Source organism: Kitasatospora sp. NPDC056731 (genome assembly GCF_040687675.1).
GTDB lineage: Bacteria > Actinomycetota > Actinomycetes > Streptomycetales > Streptomycetaceae > Kitasatospora.
On the sequence record NZ_JBFBNR010000022.1, the window covers coordinates 1 to 17,715 of the forward strand.

Here is a 17,715-nt window from a genome sequence, read left to right on the forward strand (position 1 = left end):
GGGGCGCCGAAGGGGTCGGTGGGGCGGCGGGTCTCGACGAGGCTGTCGCGGCCGATGGACAGGGTGTTGGTGCCGTGGTGGTCGGCGAACTGGTAGGTGAGCTTGGTCGGGCTCTCGCGGACCAGAGTGATCCCGCCGGGGATGCTGTAGTAGCGGGTACCGGTGCTGGTCTTGGTACCGGTGTCGTAGGTGAGTTCGTCGCCGCCGCCGAGGTTGACGGTGACCTTGCCGGGGTTGCGGCGGATCAGCTGGTTGCCGTCGGCGTCGTAGACGTACGTCGTGACGGCCGAACCCTGGGCGAGTGAGGCGAGCTTGCCCTCGACGTCCCAGGTCAGCGTGGAGGCGTTGGCCGAGTCGGCACCAAGGTGTCCTTCCAGACCTGCGCCGCCGACGACGCCCAGACCTGGGTCCGCCGCTACGACGGCACGCTCTACAACCCGATCTCCGACAAGTGCCTCGAACTGCCCGGCTGGGCGGACGCGAACGGCACCACACTCGGGGTCTGGTCCTGCACCGCCAGCGCCAACCAGCGTTGGCTGGTGCGCGCCCAGGCGGGCTGACCACCGGGTGCCCACGGAAGTCTGAAACGACCAGGGCACCGAACCGCTGCGGCCTCCCCGAATCACACTCGGGGAGGCCGCGGCCGTGTCGGCTGCGGCGGCCGGGCCCCCAGGGGGCCCGCTATACACCTGTGTGTATACATGGCCTGTATAGTCCCGGAGCATGTCACTCGGACAGCTGTTCCTCGGCTTGCTGGAGACCCAGCCCCGCCACGGATACGACATCAAACGCCTCCACGACGAGCACTTCGGGCGCGACCGCGGCCTGCACTACGGGCAGGTGTACGCGACACTCTCCCGGCTGCTGAAGAACGGGCTGGTGGTGGTCGACGGTGTCGAGGCCGGCGACGGCCCGGAGCGCAAGCGGTACGCGATCACCGACGCCGGGGTCACCGACCTCGCCAACTGGCTCGCGCACCCGGAGAGCCCGCAGCCGTACCTGCAGAGCACGCTCTACCAGAAGGTCGTGCTCGCCCTCCTGACCGGCCGCTCCGGCGCCGACGTCCTGGACGCGCAGCGGGCCGAACACCTCAAGGAGATGCGGGAGCTGACCCGCCGCAAGCTCACCGGTGACCTCACCGACCAGCTGATCTGCGACCACGCCCTGTTCCACCTGGAAGCCGACCTGCGCTGGCTGGAGCTCACCGCCGCCCGCCTGGACGAACTCGCCGCCCGCATCACGGAGTCCCAGCGTTGACCATGCCCGAACCCCTGCTCGCCGCCCACGACCTGCACAAGAACTTCGGGCTCACCCCGGCGCTCGGCGGAGCCTCGCTCACCGTCGCGGCCGGCGAACTCGTCGCCGTGATGGGCCCATCGGGCTCCGGCAAGTCCACCCTGCTGCACTGCCTCGCCGGGATCACCCGACCCGACAGCGGCCGCCTCCGCTACCGGGAACGCGACCTCACCGCCTGCTCCGACGCCGAGCTGAGCGCCCTGCGGCGCACCGAGTTCGGCTTCCTGTTCCAGTTCGGCCAGCTCGTCCCGGAACTCTCCTGCCTGGAGAACGTCGCGCTCCCGCTGCGCCTCAACGGACTGCGCCGCCGGGCCGCCGAGGCCCGGGCCCGTGAATGGCTGGAGCGCCTGGAGGTGGACGACGTGGCCGCCAAGCGCCCCGGCGAGGTCTCCGGCGGCCAGGGCCAACGGGTCGGCGCCGCGCGGGCCCTGATCACCGGGCCCAGGGCGGTCTTCGCCGACGAGCCGACCGGCGCGCTCGACTCCCTCAACGGCGAGCGGGTGATGAAGCTGCTCACCCTGGCCGCCCGGGAGACCGGCGCCGCCGTCGTCCTGGTCACCCACGAGGTCAGGGTCGCCGCCTACGCCGACCGCGAGATCGTCGTCCGCGACGGCCGTACCCGCGACCTGGCGGGCGCGATATGAGCAGTTCCACCACGAGCGGCCCCGGCGTGAGCGGCCCCGGCGTGAGCAGCCCCGACGCCGACCGGGTCCGCTCGCCGTTCCTGGACCAGCTCGGCCTCGGCGTGCGCCTGGCCCTCACCAACGGGCGGGACGGCTGGGGGCGGCTGCTGCTCACCGCCTGCGGCGTCGGCCTGGGGGTGGCCCTGCTGCTGTTCACCGCCTCCTTCCCCGGCATCGTCCAGCACCGCAACGAGCGCCTGTACGTGCAGAACGACACCTTCCGCGACGAGGACCTGCCCACGCCCGGCGACCGGACGGTCCTCATCGCCACCGCCGACACCGCCTTCCGGGGCACCCCGATCCGTGGACGGGTCGTCCAGCCCGAGGGCCCGGACGCGGCGCTCCCGCCCGGAGTGGCCGCCTACCCGCCGCCGGGGCGGATGGTCGTCTCGCCCGCCCTGGCCGAGCTCCTGAAGGACCCGGCCAACCAGCTGCTGCGCGACCGGCTCCCCTATCCGGTGGTCGGCGGCATCGGCCCGGCCGGTCTGCTCGGCCCCGGCCAGGCCGGCTACCTGCTCGGCAGCGACCGGCTCTCGCTGGACGCCGGAGCCGACCGCATCACCTCGTACGGCCACTTCTCGCCGCCCAAGCCGATGGACCCCCGGCTGATCCTGCTCAACGCCGTCGGCCTGACCGTGATGCTCGCCCCGGTCGGTGTCTTCCTCGCCGCCGCCGCCCGCTTCGGCGGCGAACGGCGCGACCGCAGGCTCGCCGCGCTGCGCCTGGTCGGCGCGGACCGCCGGATGACCGCCCGGCTCGCCGCCGGGGAGTCCCTGGTCGGCGCGGTGCTGGGCCTGGTCGCGGGCGCGGCACTGTTCCTGCTCGGCCGGCGGCTGACCGGCCACCTGCGGCTCGCCGGCTTCAGCTTCTACCCCGAGGACATCGCGCCGCACCCCGCCATCGCCGCCGCGATCGCCGTGGTCGTGCCGCTCCTCGGCGTCGGCGTGACCCTGCTGGCGATGCGCCGGGTCACCGTCGACCCGCTCGGCGTGGTCCGCCGGTCCGGCCCCGGCCGGCGTCGGATCGGGTGGCGGCTGGCGCTGCCGCTGGCCGGTCTCGCCCTGACGGCGCTCGCGCTGGCGCTGCCCACGCAGTACAACCCGTCCGGGATGGGGCGCACCGCCGTCTTCAACTCCGTTCAGGACACCCGCGGTTCACTGCTGGTCGCGGTCGGCGTGCTGCTGATGCTGGTGGGCGTCTGCACCCTGCTGCCCTGGCTGGTGGAGGCCGCCACCCGGCGCTCCGGCGGCGGCGTGTCCTGGCAACTCGCCATCCGAAGGCTCCAGTTGAGCTCGGGCCCCGCCTCGGCCGCGGTCAGCGGCGTGGTCGTCGCCGTCGCCGGGGCGATCGCCCTGCAGACGCTCTTCCTCGGCGTCAGCGCGAGCTACGAGGACCGCCCCGGCCCCCGCGCCGCGGTCGGGCCGTACCAGCAGTCGGTGTCCTTCCCCGGCGGCGGACCGCAGGCCGATCGGCTCGCCGACTCGCTGGCGCACTCCCCCGGGGTGCAGGCCACCGCCGCCTACACCGAGTTCGCCTTGGAGACCCCCACCGCCAAGTCCTGGGAGCTGCCCGGCGTCCGGATCGCCGGCTGCGCCGTGCTGCGCGGCTTCGCCACCCTGCCCGACTGCAAGGACGGTGACGCCTTCGCCGTCCAGGGCCGGACCATCCGGCCGAGCGGCGGCACGAGCACCGGAGCGAACACCGGCACAAACACCGGAACGAACCGCGGCACGGACGCCGCCGCCGAGACCAGGCCCGGCACGACCGTCCACGCCGCCTACTTCCACGGTGACGGCGAGCCGCCGTCCTGGCCAATGCCCGCGGTGACGGCCACCGTCGAGCCCGTCGAAGGCGCCGACCCCAACGGGCGGCTCGGCTCCGGCCTGCTGCTCCTCACCCCGGCCGCCGCCCCGGCCGCCGCACTGCGCGGCCAGCCCGCGACCGTCCTGGTCGCGATGGCCCCCGGCCTGCCGGACCCGAAGGAGCAACTCGCGACCGCCGTCATGGCGATCGACCCACAGGGCTTCGCCGGGTCCCCCCTCGACCGCGTCGTCGACCCGACCTACCTCGCCGTCAAACGCCTGCTCACCGCCGGCTCCGCCGTCACCCTGCTGCTGGTCGCCCTCAGCCTGCTGGTCGGCCAGTTGGAGCGGTTCCGGGAGCAGCGCCGCATCCTCGGCGTGCTGAACGCCGTCGGCACCCGCCGCCGGATCCTGGGCCTGTCGGTGCTGTGGCAGACCCTCGTCCCGATGGCCCTGGGCATGCTGCTGGCCACCGTCGGCGGCCTGCTGATGGGAGCCGTCCTGCAGTACACGGCGGGCCTGCCCTTCGCCCTCGACTGGGGCTCCATGCTGGCCATGTCCGCGATCGCCGCCGGCGCCGTCCTCCTCACGACCGCGCTCGGCCTGCCGCAGCTCCTGCGCCTGATGCGGCCCAGCGAACTGCGCTACGAGTAGCACCGGCCACCGGGGGCCGTCCCGCCAGGCGACGGCGACGACCCCCGGTACCGGTCACAGGTCACAGGTCGTCGAGGGGTTCGTCCAGGACGCCCTCGCGGGCGATGATGTAGCCGAGGTGGCCGCGGCTGCGGCTGCCGAGGAGTTCGCTGGCCTTCTGGATGTGGCTGGAGACCGTACGGGTGCTCATGCCGAGGCGGGAGGCGATGGCCTCGTCGGTGTAGCCGTTGACCATCAGGCGCAGGACGTTCTGGCGGGTGCGGTCGGTGAGCAGTTGGGGGCGGTGGCGGCCCTCCAGGTAGGTGACCGGTTCGGCGCGCTCCCACATCAACTCGTAGATCTTGAGCAGGTACTCGACCAGCGGTGGGAACTGGATGAGCATCGCGGCGGCCTCGCGGTCGGCCGCGGCCGGGACGAAGGCGGTGGAGCGGTCGCAGATGATCACCCGGTCGAACACCTCGTTCAGGGTGCGTATCCGGGCGCCCTGGGCGGTGACCTGCTCGATGTAGGCCAGCGTCGGGCCGTGCGCGCGCACGGTGTGCTGGTAGAGGGTGCGCTGGCGCACGCCGCGCCCGGCGAGGGCGAGGTCGCGCGGGAGGGCGTCCGCGAGGTGCTCGGGGCTGCGGCCACCGCCGGGCTGGGCGGTGCGCAGTTCCTCGGTGCAGGCGGCGACGGCCTTCTCCAGCGCGGGGTTGATCTCCTCGCCCGTCAGGAGGCGGACCGGCAGCTGGGCCCGGCGCATGACGTCCTGGTAGGCGCGGTCGGCGGCGGTGAAGGCGGTGCGCAGCTCGGCGAGCCGCTCCTGGTGGCCCAGCACGGCGAGTTCGAGCGGCCGGGTCAGGCCGGTGGCCGCGATGTCGGGCGGGACGGGGGTCAGCCGCTCGCCGGAGCCGGGTACGGAGCGCAGCAGGCCCATCGCGAGCAGGCACTCGGGGGCGTCTCCGGCGGCGCAGCCCTCGGCCAGCGCCACCCGGTAGAACTCGACCCCCCGGTCACAGAGCTGCGGTGTCCCCATTCCCGCGCTGTTGTCCTGGGATAGGCACATCTGGGCATCCTTCCGGCTTCGGCATTGCGGTTTCACGAATGCCCGTACCGGCCACCGCCAGGCGTCTGAAATGGCAGGATGGAAATCACCTGTCGGTCGGAAGCCGTCCCCCCGGGCTCTGACTGCCGTGAGTGTACGCCCAAGTGGCGCGGAAATCAGCGGCCGACGGCGAAGCCGAGCGCGCCCGGAGGCGGGGGAGCCGACCGCGGCAGTGGCGGACCCGACCGCACCCGGCCGCGGTGACAGGCGGATGGCCGCCGTGTCGTGCCTGTCGCCCCGTCAGGGCGGCCGGGGCGGACGGTCGGCGGACGGAACGGCCGACAGACGGAGGGCACCCCTTGTTGCGAGCTGATCCCGGCCCGGCGGTCCCGCCCGTGGACCTGGCCGAGCTGGTGGACCAGCGGCTGGTGCGGCAGCTGGCGGAAGCCGCCGCCGAGCAGGTCGGCTCCGGCGCGATCCGGCTGCTGGGCGACGGCGGGCTGTTCCAGACGCTCGCCAAGCAGCTGATCGAGCACGCACTGGAACTCGAACTCCAGGAGCACCTGCGCGGGGCCGAACCCGGCACCGACCCCGGCGCCAACGTCCGCAACGGCGCCCGGGCCAGACGGCTGCTCACCGAGGTCGGCCCGGTCGAGGTGCGGGTGCCCCGGGACCGCCAGGGCAGCTTCACCCCCCGGGCCGTCCGCCCCCGGGCCCGCCGGCTGCCCGGCCTCGACCGGCTGGTCATCTCGCTCACCGCGCGCGGCCTCAGCTCGGGCGAGCTGGTGGCGCACCTGGCCGAGGTGTACGGCGTGGAGCTCAGCCGGGAGACCGTCTCCGCCATCACCGACCAGGTGCTCAACGAGCTCGACGAGCGGCGCCGGTGCCCGCTCGACCCCGTCTACCCGGTGGTCTTCCTCGACGCGGTGCGCAGCGGCCGCTCGGGCGGCCCGCTGGTGCACCTGGCGCTCGGGATCTCCACCGACGGCCGGCGCGAGGTCCTGGGCCTGTGGCCGGCCACGGACGGGGAGCACTGGCCGCAGGTGCTGGCCGAGCTCGCCGAGCGCGGGGTGCGCGAGGTCTGGGTGCTGGTCGGCGACACCGGCGGGGGCCTGGCCGAGGCGGTGGCCGCGCGGTGGCCGCGCACCGTGGTGCACGGCTCGATGGCCCACCTGTTGCACGCCGCGCTGCGGCACGCGCCCGGCGAGGACTGGGGTGCGCTCGCGCGGACGCTGCGCGAGATCTGTGCCGCGCCCACCGAGCGGGCGGCGATGGCGCGGCTGTCCCGGGCCGAGCGGGAGTGGGGTCCGGGCCACCGCGAGGTGTTCCGGGTGTGGCGGTCGGCCTGGCCGCTGCTCGCCGCCGGCTTCCGCTTCGGCCCCGAGGCGCGGCGTCTGCTCGCGGGCGGGGGCGCGCTGGAGCGGCTGCACGCCCGGCTGCGCCGGATCGAGCAGGCCTCGGGCCGGGTGCAGGACGAGCGGGCCGCGCTCAAGCGCGCCTACCTGGCGACGATCGCCCTGGAGTCACCCGCCTCGGCGGGGCGGACGTGGACCGACGACTGGCCCGCCGTCCGCGAGGAACTGCGCCGGGGCTCACACTGCTGACGCTCCATCACCTCCCGCGCTGACGCTCCGCAACCCCCGCCCCTGCGGCAGCTTCGGCGGCTTCCGGGGGCCGGGGCCGGGGCCTCCCCCGCCGACGTGCCGGGGGCGTGGTTTGACCGAAACCCTCGCCAGTGACCGGTTCCCACCACTGATCTGACAGTGCCAGGCACTCTTTGGATCAGATCTGTCTGTTTTTGACATGGTCTGTTCGGGCTTCCGGTTCCCGCAATGCGTGTTCCCGATCATGGCCAGAGCTTCCACCCCCGTTTGAGCCTCGGCAGGATGAATTTCCGAGCGAAGAGGGCCGACCGCCCCCTCGGAAAAAGGAATTAACGATGAAGAATCTTGCCGTTCGCATTCACCATATGCTCGGGATTCTCGCCGTTCTGCTGGTCGCCGGACTGGGCGTCCAGAGCAGCGCCGACCCGCACTCGCCCCTGGCCGCCGCCGCCCTCGTCTCGGCGCCCAACCCCGACTCCGGCTGGGGTCCGTGAGCCGCGCTCCGGCGTAATTCCCCCCTCCCCGAAATTTCTCCGAACAAAGAGGAAACCGACGATGGCGAACCCGTTCGAGGACCCCGACGCCAGCTACCTCGTCCTGGTGAACGACGAGGGCCAGCACTCGCTGTGGCCGGCCTTCAGCCCGGTGCCCGACGGCTGGCAGCAGGCCTTCGGCGCCGCCGGCCGACAGGACTGCCTCGACTACGTCGAACAGCACTGGCAGGACCTGCGGCCGAAGAGCCTGCTCGCCCAGCAGTCCGGCCACTGATCGCAGCAGCCCAGCGCCGAAGCCGCACCACCGCACCACCAAAACAGCCAGAACAGCCAGAACCGCGCCACCACGCCACCGCACCGCCGCTCCATCGACCGCCCGGGCCGACCGCCCCGAAGGTCGCCGAGCAAGCCGTTCCCGCCACCGCGGGGGCCAGCCGTACGAGGGAGAGAGCCACATGTCCGGGGTCCAGCAGACGCACAGAGCCGACCAGCGGCCGACCCTGACCGCGCTGGTAGACGCCCAGACGTCCCGCACCCCGCAGGCCCCCGCCCTGTACGCCGAGGGCACCACCCTCACGTACACCGAGCTGGACGCCCGCGCCAACCGGCTGGCCCGGGTGCTCGCCGCCCGCGGCCTGGGCACCGAGGACATCGTCGCGCTCGCCCTGCCGAAGTCCCCCGAGGCCGTCGCCGCGATCCTCGCCGTGGCCAAGACCGGCGCCGCCTGGCTGCCCGCCGACCCGGCCTACCCCGCCGAGCGGCTGCGCCACATGCTGACCGACTCCCGCGCCGCCCTGGTGCTCACCACCGCCGAGGCCGCCGCCCAGCTGCCCGAGACCGACGCCCCCCGGCTGCTGCTCGACGACCCCGGGCACCTCGCCGAGCTGGCCACCCAGGCCGGCACCCCCTTCACCGCCGCCGAGCGGGTGCGGCCGCTGAGCGCCGGGAACACCGCGTACGTGATCTACACCTCCGGCTCCACCGGTGTGCCCAAGGGTGTGGCCGTCACCCACACCGGGCTGCCCAGCATGATCGACACGCAGGTCGCCGCCACCGGGGTCGGCCCCGGCAGCCGGGTGCTCCAGGCCGCCTCGCTCAGCTTCGACGTCTCCGTCTCCGACCTGGCCGTGGCGCTCTCCACCGGCGCCGCCCTGGTGCTCCCCCGCGAGCAGAGCCAGCTGGTCGGCGAGCCGCTGGCCGCGCTGATCGAGCAGTACGGCGTCACCCACGCCGACATCGCCACCGCGATGGCGGCCACCCTGCCGGACGTGCCGCTGCCCTCCCTGCGCACCCTGATCGGCGGCGGCGAGGCCATCCCGCGCGAACTGGCCGCCCGCTGCGGCCGCGACCGCCTGATGCTCAACAGCTACGGGCCGACCGAGACCACCGTCATCGTCACCATGAGCGAGCCGCTCACCGGCGAGGAGCAGCCCCCGATCGGCCACCCTTGCCAGGACGTGCGCATCCACGTGCTGGACGAGCGGCTGCGCCCGGTCGAGCCGGGCACCGTGGGCGAGCTGTACGTCTCCGGCCCGCACCTGGCCCGGGGCTACCTCGGGCGCCCCGGCCTGACCGCCGAGCGCTTCGTCGCCTGCCCCTTCGGCGAGCCCGGCGACCGGATGTATCGCACCGGCGACCTCGGCAGCCAACGGCCGGACGGGCAGCTGGACTTCGTCGGCCGGGCCGACGACCAGGTGAAGATCCGCGGTTTCCGGGTGGAGCTCGGCGAGGTCGAGCAGGCCCTCTCCGCCCACCCCGAGGTGCGCCAGGCCGTGGTGCTGGTCCGCGAGGACCGCCCGGGCGAGCGCCGCCTGGTCGGCTACACCGTCGGCGCCGCCGACCCGGCCGAGCTGCGCGCGTACTGCGCCGAGCGGCTGCCCGACCACATGGTGCCCACCGTCGTGGTGCTCGACCGGCTGCCGCTCACGCCCAACGGCAAGGTGGACAAGCGCGCCCTGCCGGCGCCGGTCTTCGCCGCCGCCGAGGAGGGCGGCCGGGCCCCCGCCGGGGAGCTGGAGCACACCCTCGCCCGGCTCTTCGCCGAGGTGCTGGGCCTGCCCGCGGTGGGCGTCACGGACTCCTTCTTCGAGCTCGGCGGCGACTCCATCGTGGCCATCCGGCTCGTCTCCCGGGCCCGGCACGCCGGGCTGCAGCTCACCCCCCGCGAGGTGTTCCTCTCGCCGACCGTCGAGGCGCTGGCCCGGATCGCCCGACCGCTGGAGGGGCCGGTCGTCGCCGAACCCGCCGGGGCCGGCCTCGGCGAGGTGCCGCCGACGCCCATCGTGCACTGGCTGGCCGCGCAGCACGGCGCCGTCGAGAGCTTCTACCAGTCCACCCTGCTCACCCTCCCCGCCGGGAGCGGGCCCGAGCACGTGGCCACGGCCCTCCAAGCGCTGCTCGACCACCACGACGTCTTCCGCGCCCGCACCTCCCCGCTCGCCGAGCGCCCCTGGACGCTGCACGTCCCCGCCCCCGGCGCCGTCCCCGCCGGGGCCGCGCTGCGGCACGTCGCGGGCCCGGCCACCGAGGAGGCGCTGCGCGCCGAGACCGAGGCCGCCCGCGAGCGCCTCTCGCCCGAGGACGGCCGGATGCTCCAGGCCGTCCGGTTCGACGCCGGGCCGGGCCTGCCCTCGCAGCTCCTGCTCGTGATCCACCACCTGGCGGTGGACGGCGTCACCTGGCGCATCGTCGAGGAGGACCTGCTCACCGCGCTCGCCGCCGCCCGCGAGGGCCGGGCCGTGGCGCTGGCGCCGGTGCCCACCTCCTTCCGCCGCTGGGCCCAGCGGCTCACCGCCGAGGCCGGGACCGACCGCCGGGCCGCCGAACTCCCGCTCTGGGAGGCTGCCCTGGCCACCCCGGACCCGCTGCTCGGCGCGCGCCCGCTCGACCCGGCCCGGGACACCTACGCCACCGAGGGCGTCCTGCGGCTCGTGCTGCCCGCCGAGACCACCCAGGCGCTGCTGACCCGGGTCACGGCCGCCTACCACGCGCAGGTCAACGACGTGCTGCTGACCGCGCTGGCGCTCGCCCTCGGCCACTGGCGCGGCGCGGCGACCACCGGTCCGGACGGCGCCGTACTGGTGACCGCGGAGGGCCACGGCCGCGAGGAGGTCGTCGACGGCGTCGACCTGCACCGCACCGCCGGCTGGTTCACCTCCCTCTACCCCGTCCGGCTCGCCCCCGGGGCGCTGCCCTGGTCCGAGGTCACCGCGGCCGGCCCCGGGCTCGGCCGGGCCCTCGGCCGGGTCAAGGAGCAGCTGCGCGCCGTCCCGGACAACGGCATCGGCTACGGCCTGCTGCGCCACCTCAACCCGGCCACCGCCGCCGTGCTGGAGGGGTACGCCGATCCGCAGGTCGAGTTCAACTACCTGGGCCGCTTCGCGCCGGAGGGCGTCACCGCCGAGGACGTGCTCGCCGGCACCGAGGCGATGAGCGAGGGCGCCGCGACCGGCCTCGCGCTCGGCCGGGTGCTCGGCCTGGACGCCACCACCGTCGACACCCCGCAGGGCCCGCTGCTGGTCGCCCAGTGGTCCTACGCCACCGGGCTGCTCGCCGAGGAGCGCGTGGCCGCGCTCGCCGAGGCGTGGTTCACCGCGCTGCGCGCGCTCGCCGAGCACGCCGACCGGCCGGACGCGGGCGGACACACCCCCTCCGACTTCCCGCTCGTCACGCTCGGCCAGTCCGAACTGGACCAGCTCGCCGGACACCACGCCCCCGCCCGCCTGGTGGACGTCTGGCCCACCTCGCCGCTCCAGCAGGGCATGGCCTTCCACGCGGCGTACGACACCGACGGCGCCGACGTCTACACCTCCGTCTGCACCTTCGACCTCACCGGCCCGGTGGACGCCGACCGGCTGCGCGCCGCCGCCGAGGCACTGCTGCTGCGCCACCCCAACCTCAAGGCGGGCTTCCACCAGCGCCCCGACGGCCCGCCCGTGCAGGCCGTACCGGACGGCGTCGAGCTGCCCTTCACCGTCCTCGACCTGACGGCGCACGCCGACCCGCAGGCCGAGGCCGCGCGGATCGCCGCCGCCGAGTACGGCCGCCGCTTCGACCTCGCCCGGCCGCCGCTGCTGCGCTACACCCTGCTCACCCTCGCCCCCGGGCGCCACCAGCTGATCGCCGCCGCGCACCACATCCTGCTGGACGGCTGGTCCACCCCGCTGTTCGCCGAGGAGCTGTGGGGTCTGTACTTCCAGCAGCCGATGCCCCCGGCCGCCCCCTACCGCGAGTACCTGCGCTGGCTCACCCGGCGCGACGGCGCCGCCGCCCGCGACGCCTGGGCCCAGGCCCTGGCGGGCGCCGACGAGCCCACCCTGCTGGCCCCCGGCCGCTCGGCCGCCGCCCCGCAGCTGCCGCTGCGCCTGCACACCGGCCTCACCCCGGCGGCCACCGAGGCGCTGGCCCGCACCGCCCGCCGCTACGGCGTCACCCTCAACACCCTCGTCCAGGCCGCCTGGGGCGTGCTGCTGGCCCGGCTCACCGGGCGCGAGGACGTGCTCTTCGGCACCACCGTCTCCGGCCGGCCGCACGACCTGCCGGGCGTGGAGCGGATGGTGGGCCTGCTCATCAACACCGTGCCGGTGCGCGTCACCCTCGACCCGGCCGAGAGCTGGGGGCAGCTGCTGCTGCGCCTCCAGCACGAGCAGTCCGCACTGCTGGACCACCAGCACCTCAGCCTCACCGAGATCCAGCAACTCGCCGGCGTGGGCAGCCTGTTCGACACCGTCACGGTGTACGGCAACTACCCGGACCCGTCCGCCCTGGACGAGGCCGACCCGAGCGGCGCCACCCACGTCACCCTGGTCGAGGACGTCGACAGCGCGCACTACCCGCTGCTGCTGGCCCTCACCCCGGGCGACGGCCTCCAACTGCGCCTGGACCACCGGCCCGACGCCTTCACCCCCGCCGAGGCGCGCACCCTGCTGGACCGCTTCCTCGCCCTGCTCGACCGGATCGTCGCCGACCCGGCCGAACTCGTCGGCACCGTCCAGGTGTTGACCGAGGAGGAGCGCGAGCGGCTGCTGACCGGCGGGACCGGCGCCACCGCGCCGCTGCCGGAGGCCGCACTGCCCGAGCTGTTCGAGGCACGGGCCGCCGAGACGCCCGACGCGGTCGCGCTCACCGCCGACGACGTCGAGCTGACCTACGCCGAACTCAACGCGCGGGCCAACGGGTTGGCCGTGCGGCTGGTCGAGGCCGGGGTCCGCCCGGAGACCCCCGTCGCGCTGCTGATGGAGCGCTCGGCCGCCCTGGTGGTGGCGATCCTGGCCGTGCTCAAGGCCGGCGGCGCCTTCGTGCCGCTGGACGGCGCGCAGCCGGCCGAGCGCCTGCGGGCCGTCCTCGCGGACTCCGGGGCCCGGCTGGTGCTGGCCGACACCGCCCACCGGGCGCACCCCGCGCTGACCGGACTGGACGTGCTCGACCCCGAGGGCGCACGAGACCCCGAGAGCGCACGAGACCCCGAGGCTGCCGACACCGCCGGGAACCTCGGACTCCCCCTGAGTGCCGACCAGTTGGCGTACGTGATGCACACCTCCGGCTCGACCGGCGTGCCCAAGGGCATCGGCGTCACCCACCGGTCCGTGGTCGACCTCGCGCTCGGCGGGGCGTTCACGGGCGGCGGCCACGAGCGCGTCCTGCTGCACTCCCCCGTCGCCTTCGACGCCTCCACCTACGAGCTCTGGGTGCCGCTGCTCTCAGGCGGCCGCGTGGTGGTCGCCCCCGCCGGGCGGCTCGGCGTCGCCGAGCTGGCGACCGCGATCGGCCGGGGGCGGGTCGGCGCCGCCTGGATGACGGTCGGGCTCTTCAACGTGCTGGCCGCCGAGGCCCCGGAGACCTTCGCCGGGCTGCGCGAGGTGTGGACGGGCGGCGACATCGTCTCGCCGGCCGCCATCCGGCGGGTGCTGGAGCACTGCCCCGGCCTGCGGGTGGTGAACGGCTACGGACCGACGGAGACCACGACCTTCGCGACCCGCCACCCGATGGCCACCGCCGCCGAGGTCCCGGCCGCCGTACCGATCGGGCGGCCGCTGCCCAACACCCGGGTGTACGCGCTGGACGCCGGGCTGCGCCCGGTCCCCGTCGGCGTCGCCGGTGAGCTGTACGTCGCGGGCGCCGGGCTGGCCCGGGGCTACGTCGGCCGCGCCGGCCTGACCGCCGAGCGCTTCGTGGCCTGCCCCTTCGGCGAGCCCGGCGGCCGGATGTACCGCACCGGCGACGTGGTGCGCTGGACCACCACGGGCGAACTGGAGTTCGTCGGCCGCGCCGACGACCAGATCAAGCTGCGCGGCTTCCGGATCGAACTCGGCGAGGTGGAGGCCGCGTTCACCGCCCACCCGGCCGTCGGCCAGGCCGTCGCCATGGTCCGCCAGGACCAGCCGGGCGACAAGCGCCTGGTCGCCTACGTCACGGGCCCCGTCCGGCCCGACGAGCTGCGCGCCTTCGTCGCCGACCGTCTGCCCGGCTACATGGTGCCCGCCGCGATCGTCACCCTCGACGCGCTGCCCGTCACCCCCAACGGCAAGGTCGACCGCCGCGCCCTCCCCGCCCCCGACTACACCGGCGCCGCCGCCGGCCGGGCCCCGCGCACCGAAACCGAGCAGGCGCTCTGCGAACTCTTCGCCGAGGTCCTCGGGTTGGCCTCGGTCGGCATCGACGACAGCTTCTTCGACCTGGGCGGCCACTCGCTGCTCGCCACCAAGCTGGTCAGCCGCGTCCGCACCGCCCTCGGCACGGAGCTGCCGATCCGCGCGCTCTTCGACCACCCGACGGTGGCCGCCCTGGCCGCCGCCCTGCCCGCCTCCGGCGCGGCCCGCCCGGCCCTGCGACCCGCCGCCCGACCGGAGCGCGTCCCGCTGTCCTCCGCGCAGCAACGCCTGTGGTTCATCGAGCAGTTCGAGGGCTCGAGCGCGCTCTACAACACGCCCGTCGCCCTCCGGCTGACCGGCGCCCTCGACCGCCCCGCGCTGGAAGGCGCGCTGCGGGACGTGGTGGCCCGGCACGAGGTGCTGCGCACCGTCTTCCCGACCACCGACGGCCAGCCCCACCAACTGGTCGCCGAGGCCCCCGAGTCGATCCTGCGGACCATACCCGTGGCCACCGAGGCGGCGCTCCGGGCCGCCCTGACCGAGGCCGGCGGGGAGGTCTTCAACCTCGCCCACGACCTGCCCGTCCGCGCGACGCTGCTCTCCCTCCCGCACGACGAACACGTCCTGCTCGTCCTCATGCACCACATCGCCACCGACGGCTGGTCCGTCGCCCCCCTCCTACACGACCTCGCCACCGCGTACCAGGCCCGACTGGCCGACACCGCGCCGCAGTGGGAGCCGATGCCGGTACAGTACGCCGACTACGCCCTCTGGCAGCACGAACTCCTCGGCACCCCACAGCAGCCCACCACCCTGCTCACCGAACAACTCGCCCACTGGCAGCAGACGCTGTCCGGCCTCCCCGAGGAACTGGCGCTCCCCTACGACCGCCCCCGCCCGACCGTTCCCAGCCACCGGGGCGGCGCCGCCGAGTTCGAGGTCGGCGCCGAACTGCACACCGCCCTGGCCGAGTTGGCCGCCGCGCAGAACGCCAGCCTCTTCATGGCCCTGCAAGCCGCCGTCGCCGCCCTCTACACCCGCCTCGGCGCGGGCACCGACCTCCCGCTCGGCACCCCCGTCGCCGGACGCACCGACGAAGCCCTCGACGACCTGGTCGGCTTCTTCGTCAACACCCTGCTGCTGCGCACCGACACCACCGGCAACCCCACCTTCCGGGAACTGCTGGACCGCGTCCGCCGCACCGACCTCGACGCCTACGACCACCAGGACATCCCCTTCGAGCGCCTGGTCGAACACCTCAACCCCACCCGCACCACCCGCCACCCCCTCTTCCAGTCGCTGATCGCCCTGGAGAGCGACCCGGCGGTGCCCGCCGCCTTCGGCGACCTGGCCTGCGCGGACCACCCCTTCGAGCTGGACGTGGCCAAGTTCGACCTGTCCTTCCGCTTCACCGAACAGGGCTCCCAGGCGGGCCTGTCGGTGGCGGTCGAGTACGCGGCCGACCTCTTCGACCACGCCACCGTCACCGCCCTCGCCGAGCGGCTGCTCCGCGTCCTGCACGCCGTCGCCGCCGACCCGGACGCCCCGATCGGCAGCATCGAGATCCTCGACCCGGCCGAACGCGAGCACCTGCTCACCGGCTGGAACGGGCCGACGGCACCGGTGCCCGAGGCCACCCTGCCGCAGCTGTTCGAGGCCCAGGCCGCCGCCACCCCCGACGCCCCCGCCGTGATCACCGGCACCGAACAACTCAGCTACGCCGAACTCGACTCCCGGGCCGAACACTTGGCGGCCCACCTCGCCGAGGCGGGCGTCGGCGCCGACACCCCGGTGATCCTCCTGATGGACCGCTCCGCCGACCTGGTCACGGCGATCCTGGCGGTGGCCAAGGCCGGCGGCACCTACGTCCCGCTGGACGACCGGCACCCGGCCGAGCGGCTGCGGCAGATCACCGCCGAGACGCGGGCGGCGCTCGTCCTGGTCGATCCCGCGCACCAGGGCCACCCGCTGGCCACCGACGCCCCCTGCCCCGTCCTGCCGCTCACCGAGGGCTGGTTCGACGGCCCGCGCAGGCGGCGCGCCCAGCCCGCCGGGCTCCACCCGGAGCAGCTCGCGTACGTGATGTTCACCTCCGGATCCACCGGGGTGCCCAAGGGCATCGCCATCACCCACCGGGACGTGGTGCAGCTCGCGACGGACCCGTGCTGGCACCACCCCGACGGGCTGCGGGTGCTCTTCCACGCGCCGCACGCCTTCGACGCCTCGACCTACGAACTGTGGGCGCCGCTGCTCTCCGGCGGCCAGGTGGTCGTCGCGCCGCAGGGCGACCTGGACGCCTCCGCCATCCGCGAGCTGGTCCGGGCACACGGGCTCACCCACGTGCACGTCACCGCCGGGCTGTTCCGCGTCATCGCGGAGGAGGACCCGGGCATCTTCACCGGCGTGCGCGAGGTGCTGACCGGTGGGGACGTCGTCTCGGCCCCGGCCGTCCGCCGGGTGCTGGAGGCCGTCCCGGGCATCGCGGTGCGAGCGCTTTACGGGCCGACCGAGACGACGCTGTGCGCGACCCAGTTCCCGATGCCGACCGCCTCGGCGGTCCCGAACGTGGTACCGATCGGCCGTCCGCTGGCCAACACCCGGACGTACGTGCTCGACACCGCCTTGCAGCCCGTACCCGCCGGCGTGGCAGGCGAGCTGTACATCGCCGGTGCCGGACTCGCCCGCGGCTACACCGGCCGACCCTCCCTCACCGCCGAACGCTTCGTCGCCTGCCCGTTCATCGCCGGTGAGCGGATGTACCGCACCGGCGACCTCGCCCGCTGGACCACCGACGGCGTCCTGGAATTCCTCGGCCGCGCCGACGACCAGGTCAAGATCCGCGGCTTCCGCATCGAACTCGGCGAAGTCGAAGCCGCGTTCACCGCCCACCCCGCCGTCGGCCAAGCCCTCGCCCACGTCCGCGAAGACCAACCCGGCGACAAACGCCTCGTCGTCTACACCACCACCTCGACAGGCGGTATCACTCCCGGCGAACTGCGTGCCGCCGTCGCCGACACCCTCCCCAGCTACATGCTCCCCGCCGCCGTCGTCATCCTCGACACCCTCCCCGTCACCGCCAACGGCAAAGTCGACCGCCGCGCCCTCCCCGCCCCCGACTACACCGGCACCACCGAAGGCCGCGCCCCCCGCAACACCACCGAACAGACCCTCTGCGCGCTCTTCGCCGACGTCCTCGGACTCACCACCGTCACCATCGACGACCGCTTCTTCGACCTCGGCGGCCACTCCCTCCTCGCCACCAAGCTGGTCAGCCGCATCCGCGCCGCCCTCGGTACGGAGCTGCCGATCCGCACCCTGTTCGACTCCCCCACGGTCGCCGCCCTCGCGGCCGTCCTGCCCGGGCGCGAGCAGGCACCCGCGCCGAAGAAGGCCCGCCCGGCCCTGCGGCCGATGCGCCGCCCGGGCGGCCCGGCCTGACCTGCCGCCCACCTCGCGGCCCCGTCCACCGCAGGATGCGCGCCCGCCGCCGGCCCGGCCGGCGGCGCGGCCCGCCGCGTCCCGCGACCGCCGAACCCCACCAGCCCCAGCAGTCACAGCACCCGTAAGT

The 17,715-nt window shown here is 74.7% G+C and carries 10 protein-coding genes; 9 read left to right on the forward strand and 1 reads right to left on the reverse strand.

The window, feature by feature from the left end; genetic code table 11:
* The 5 genes from AB0R04_RS22905 to AB0R04_RS22925 all read left to right on the forward strand — a co-directional run.
* A partial coding sequence (locus AB0R04_RS22905; protein WP_363374027.1) for a hypothetical protein occupies positions 1-305 on the forward strand: 305 nt, incomplete at its 5' end.
* A gap of 60 nt (positions 306-365) precedes the next feature.
* The gene (locus tag AB0R04_RS22910; protein ID WP_363374030.1) at positions 366-560 is read left to right on the forward strand and encodes an RICIN domain-containing protein; all 195 of its coding nucleotides are present in this window, start codon (positions 366-368) and stop codon (positions 558-560) included.
* 163 nt (positions 561-723) lie between these two features.
* Positions 724-1,257, forward strand: coding sequence for a PadR family transcriptional regulator (locus tag AB0R04_RS22915; RefSeq protein WP_363374032.1), 534 nt, complete (start codon positions 724-726; stop codon positions 1,255-1,257).
* A 2-nt stretch (positions 1,258-1,259) separates the two neighbouring features.
* Positions 1,260-1,940: an ABC transporter ATP-binding protein gene (locus AB0R04_RS22920; RefSeq protein WP_063349686.1), complete on the forward strand. Its 681-nt coding sequence runs from the start codon at positions 1,260-1,262 to the stop codon at positions 1,938-1,940.
* Positions 1,937-4,435, forward strand: coding sequence for an ABC transporter permease (locus AB0R04_RS22925; protein WP_363374035.1), 2,499 nt, complete (start codon positions 1,937-1,939; stop codon positions 4,433-4,435). Before AB0R04_RS22920 ends, AB0R04_RS22925 begins: the two co-directional genes overlap by 4 nt.
* Positions 4,436-4,496: 61 nt before the next feature.
* Here the strand turns inward: AB0R04_RS22925 and AB0R04_RS22930 are convergent, their stop codons facing one another.
* Positions 4,497-5,480, reverse strand: a complete 984-nt coding sequence (locus AB0R04_RS22930; RefSeq protein ID WP_363374037.1) for a helix-turn-helix transcriptional regulator — start codon at positions 5,478-5,480, stop codon at positions 4,497-4,499.
* Between the two features lie 338 nt (positions 5,481-5,818).
* Between AB0R04_RS22930 and AB0R04_RS22935 the strand changes: the two genes are divergently transcribed.
* From AB0R04_RS22935 to AB0R04_RS22950, 4 genes are all read left to right on the forward strand, one after another.
* Positions 5,819-7,063: an IS256 family transposase gene (locus AB0R04_RS22935; RefSeq protein WP_363374040.1), complete on the forward strand. Its 1,245-nt coding sequence runs from the start codon at positions 5,819-5,821 to the stop codon at positions 7,061-7,063.
* 365 nt (positions 7,064-7,428) lie between these two features.
* Positions 7,429-7,557: a hypothetical protein gene (locus AB0R04_RS22940; protein WP_363374043.1), complete on the forward strand. Its 129-nt coding sequence runs from the start codon at positions 7,429-7,431 to the stop codon at positions 7,555-7,557.
* A gap of 61 nt (positions 7,558-7,618) precedes the next feature.
* Complete coding sequence (locus tag AB0R04_RS22945; protein ID WP_063349684.1) at positions 7,619-7,831, forward strand: MbtH family protein; 213 nt, start codon at positions 7,619-7,621, stop codon at positions 7,829-7,831.
* Between the two features lie 181 nt (positions 7,832-8,012).
* Positions 8,013-17,585, forward strand: a complete 9,573-nt coding sequence (locus AB0R04_RS22950; RefSeq protein ID WP_363374047.1) for an amino acid adenylation domain-containing protein — start codon at positions 8,013-8,015, stop codon at positions 17,583-17,585.
* The last annotated feature ends 130 nt before the right edge of the window (positions 17,586-17,715 follow it).

Bases quoted from the DNA above. Each gene is read 5' to 3' on its own strand.
- AB0R04_RS22915 (WP_363374032.1), top strand. From the start codon at position 724: ATGTCACTCGGACAGCTGTTCCTCGGCTTGCTGGAGACCCAGCCCCGC.
- AB0R04_RS22920 (WP_063349686.1), top strand. From the start codon at position 1,260: ATGCCCGAACCCCTGCTCGCCGCCCACGACCTGCACAAGAACTTCGGG.
- AB0R04_RS22925 (WP_363374035.1), top strand. From the start codon at position 1,937: ATGAGCAGTTCCACCACGAGCGGCCCCGGCGTGAGCGGCCCCGGCGTG.
- AB0R04_RS22930 (WP_363374037.1), bottom strand. From the start codon at position 5,480: ATGTGCCTATCCCAGGACAACAGCGCGGGAATGGGGACACCGCAGCTC.
- AB0R04_RS22940 (WP_363374043.1), top strand. From the start codon at position 7,429: ATGCTCGGGATTCTCGCCGTTCTGCTGGTCGCCGGACTGGGCGTCCAG.
- AB0R04_RS22945 (WP_063349684.1), top strand. From the start codon at position 7,619: ATGGCGAACCCGTTCGAGGACCCCGACGCCAGCTACCTCGTCCTGGTG.
- AB0R04_RS22950 (WP_363374047.1), top strand. From the start codon at position 8,013: ATGTCCGGGGTCCAGCAGACGCACAGAGCCGACCAGCGGCCGACCCTG.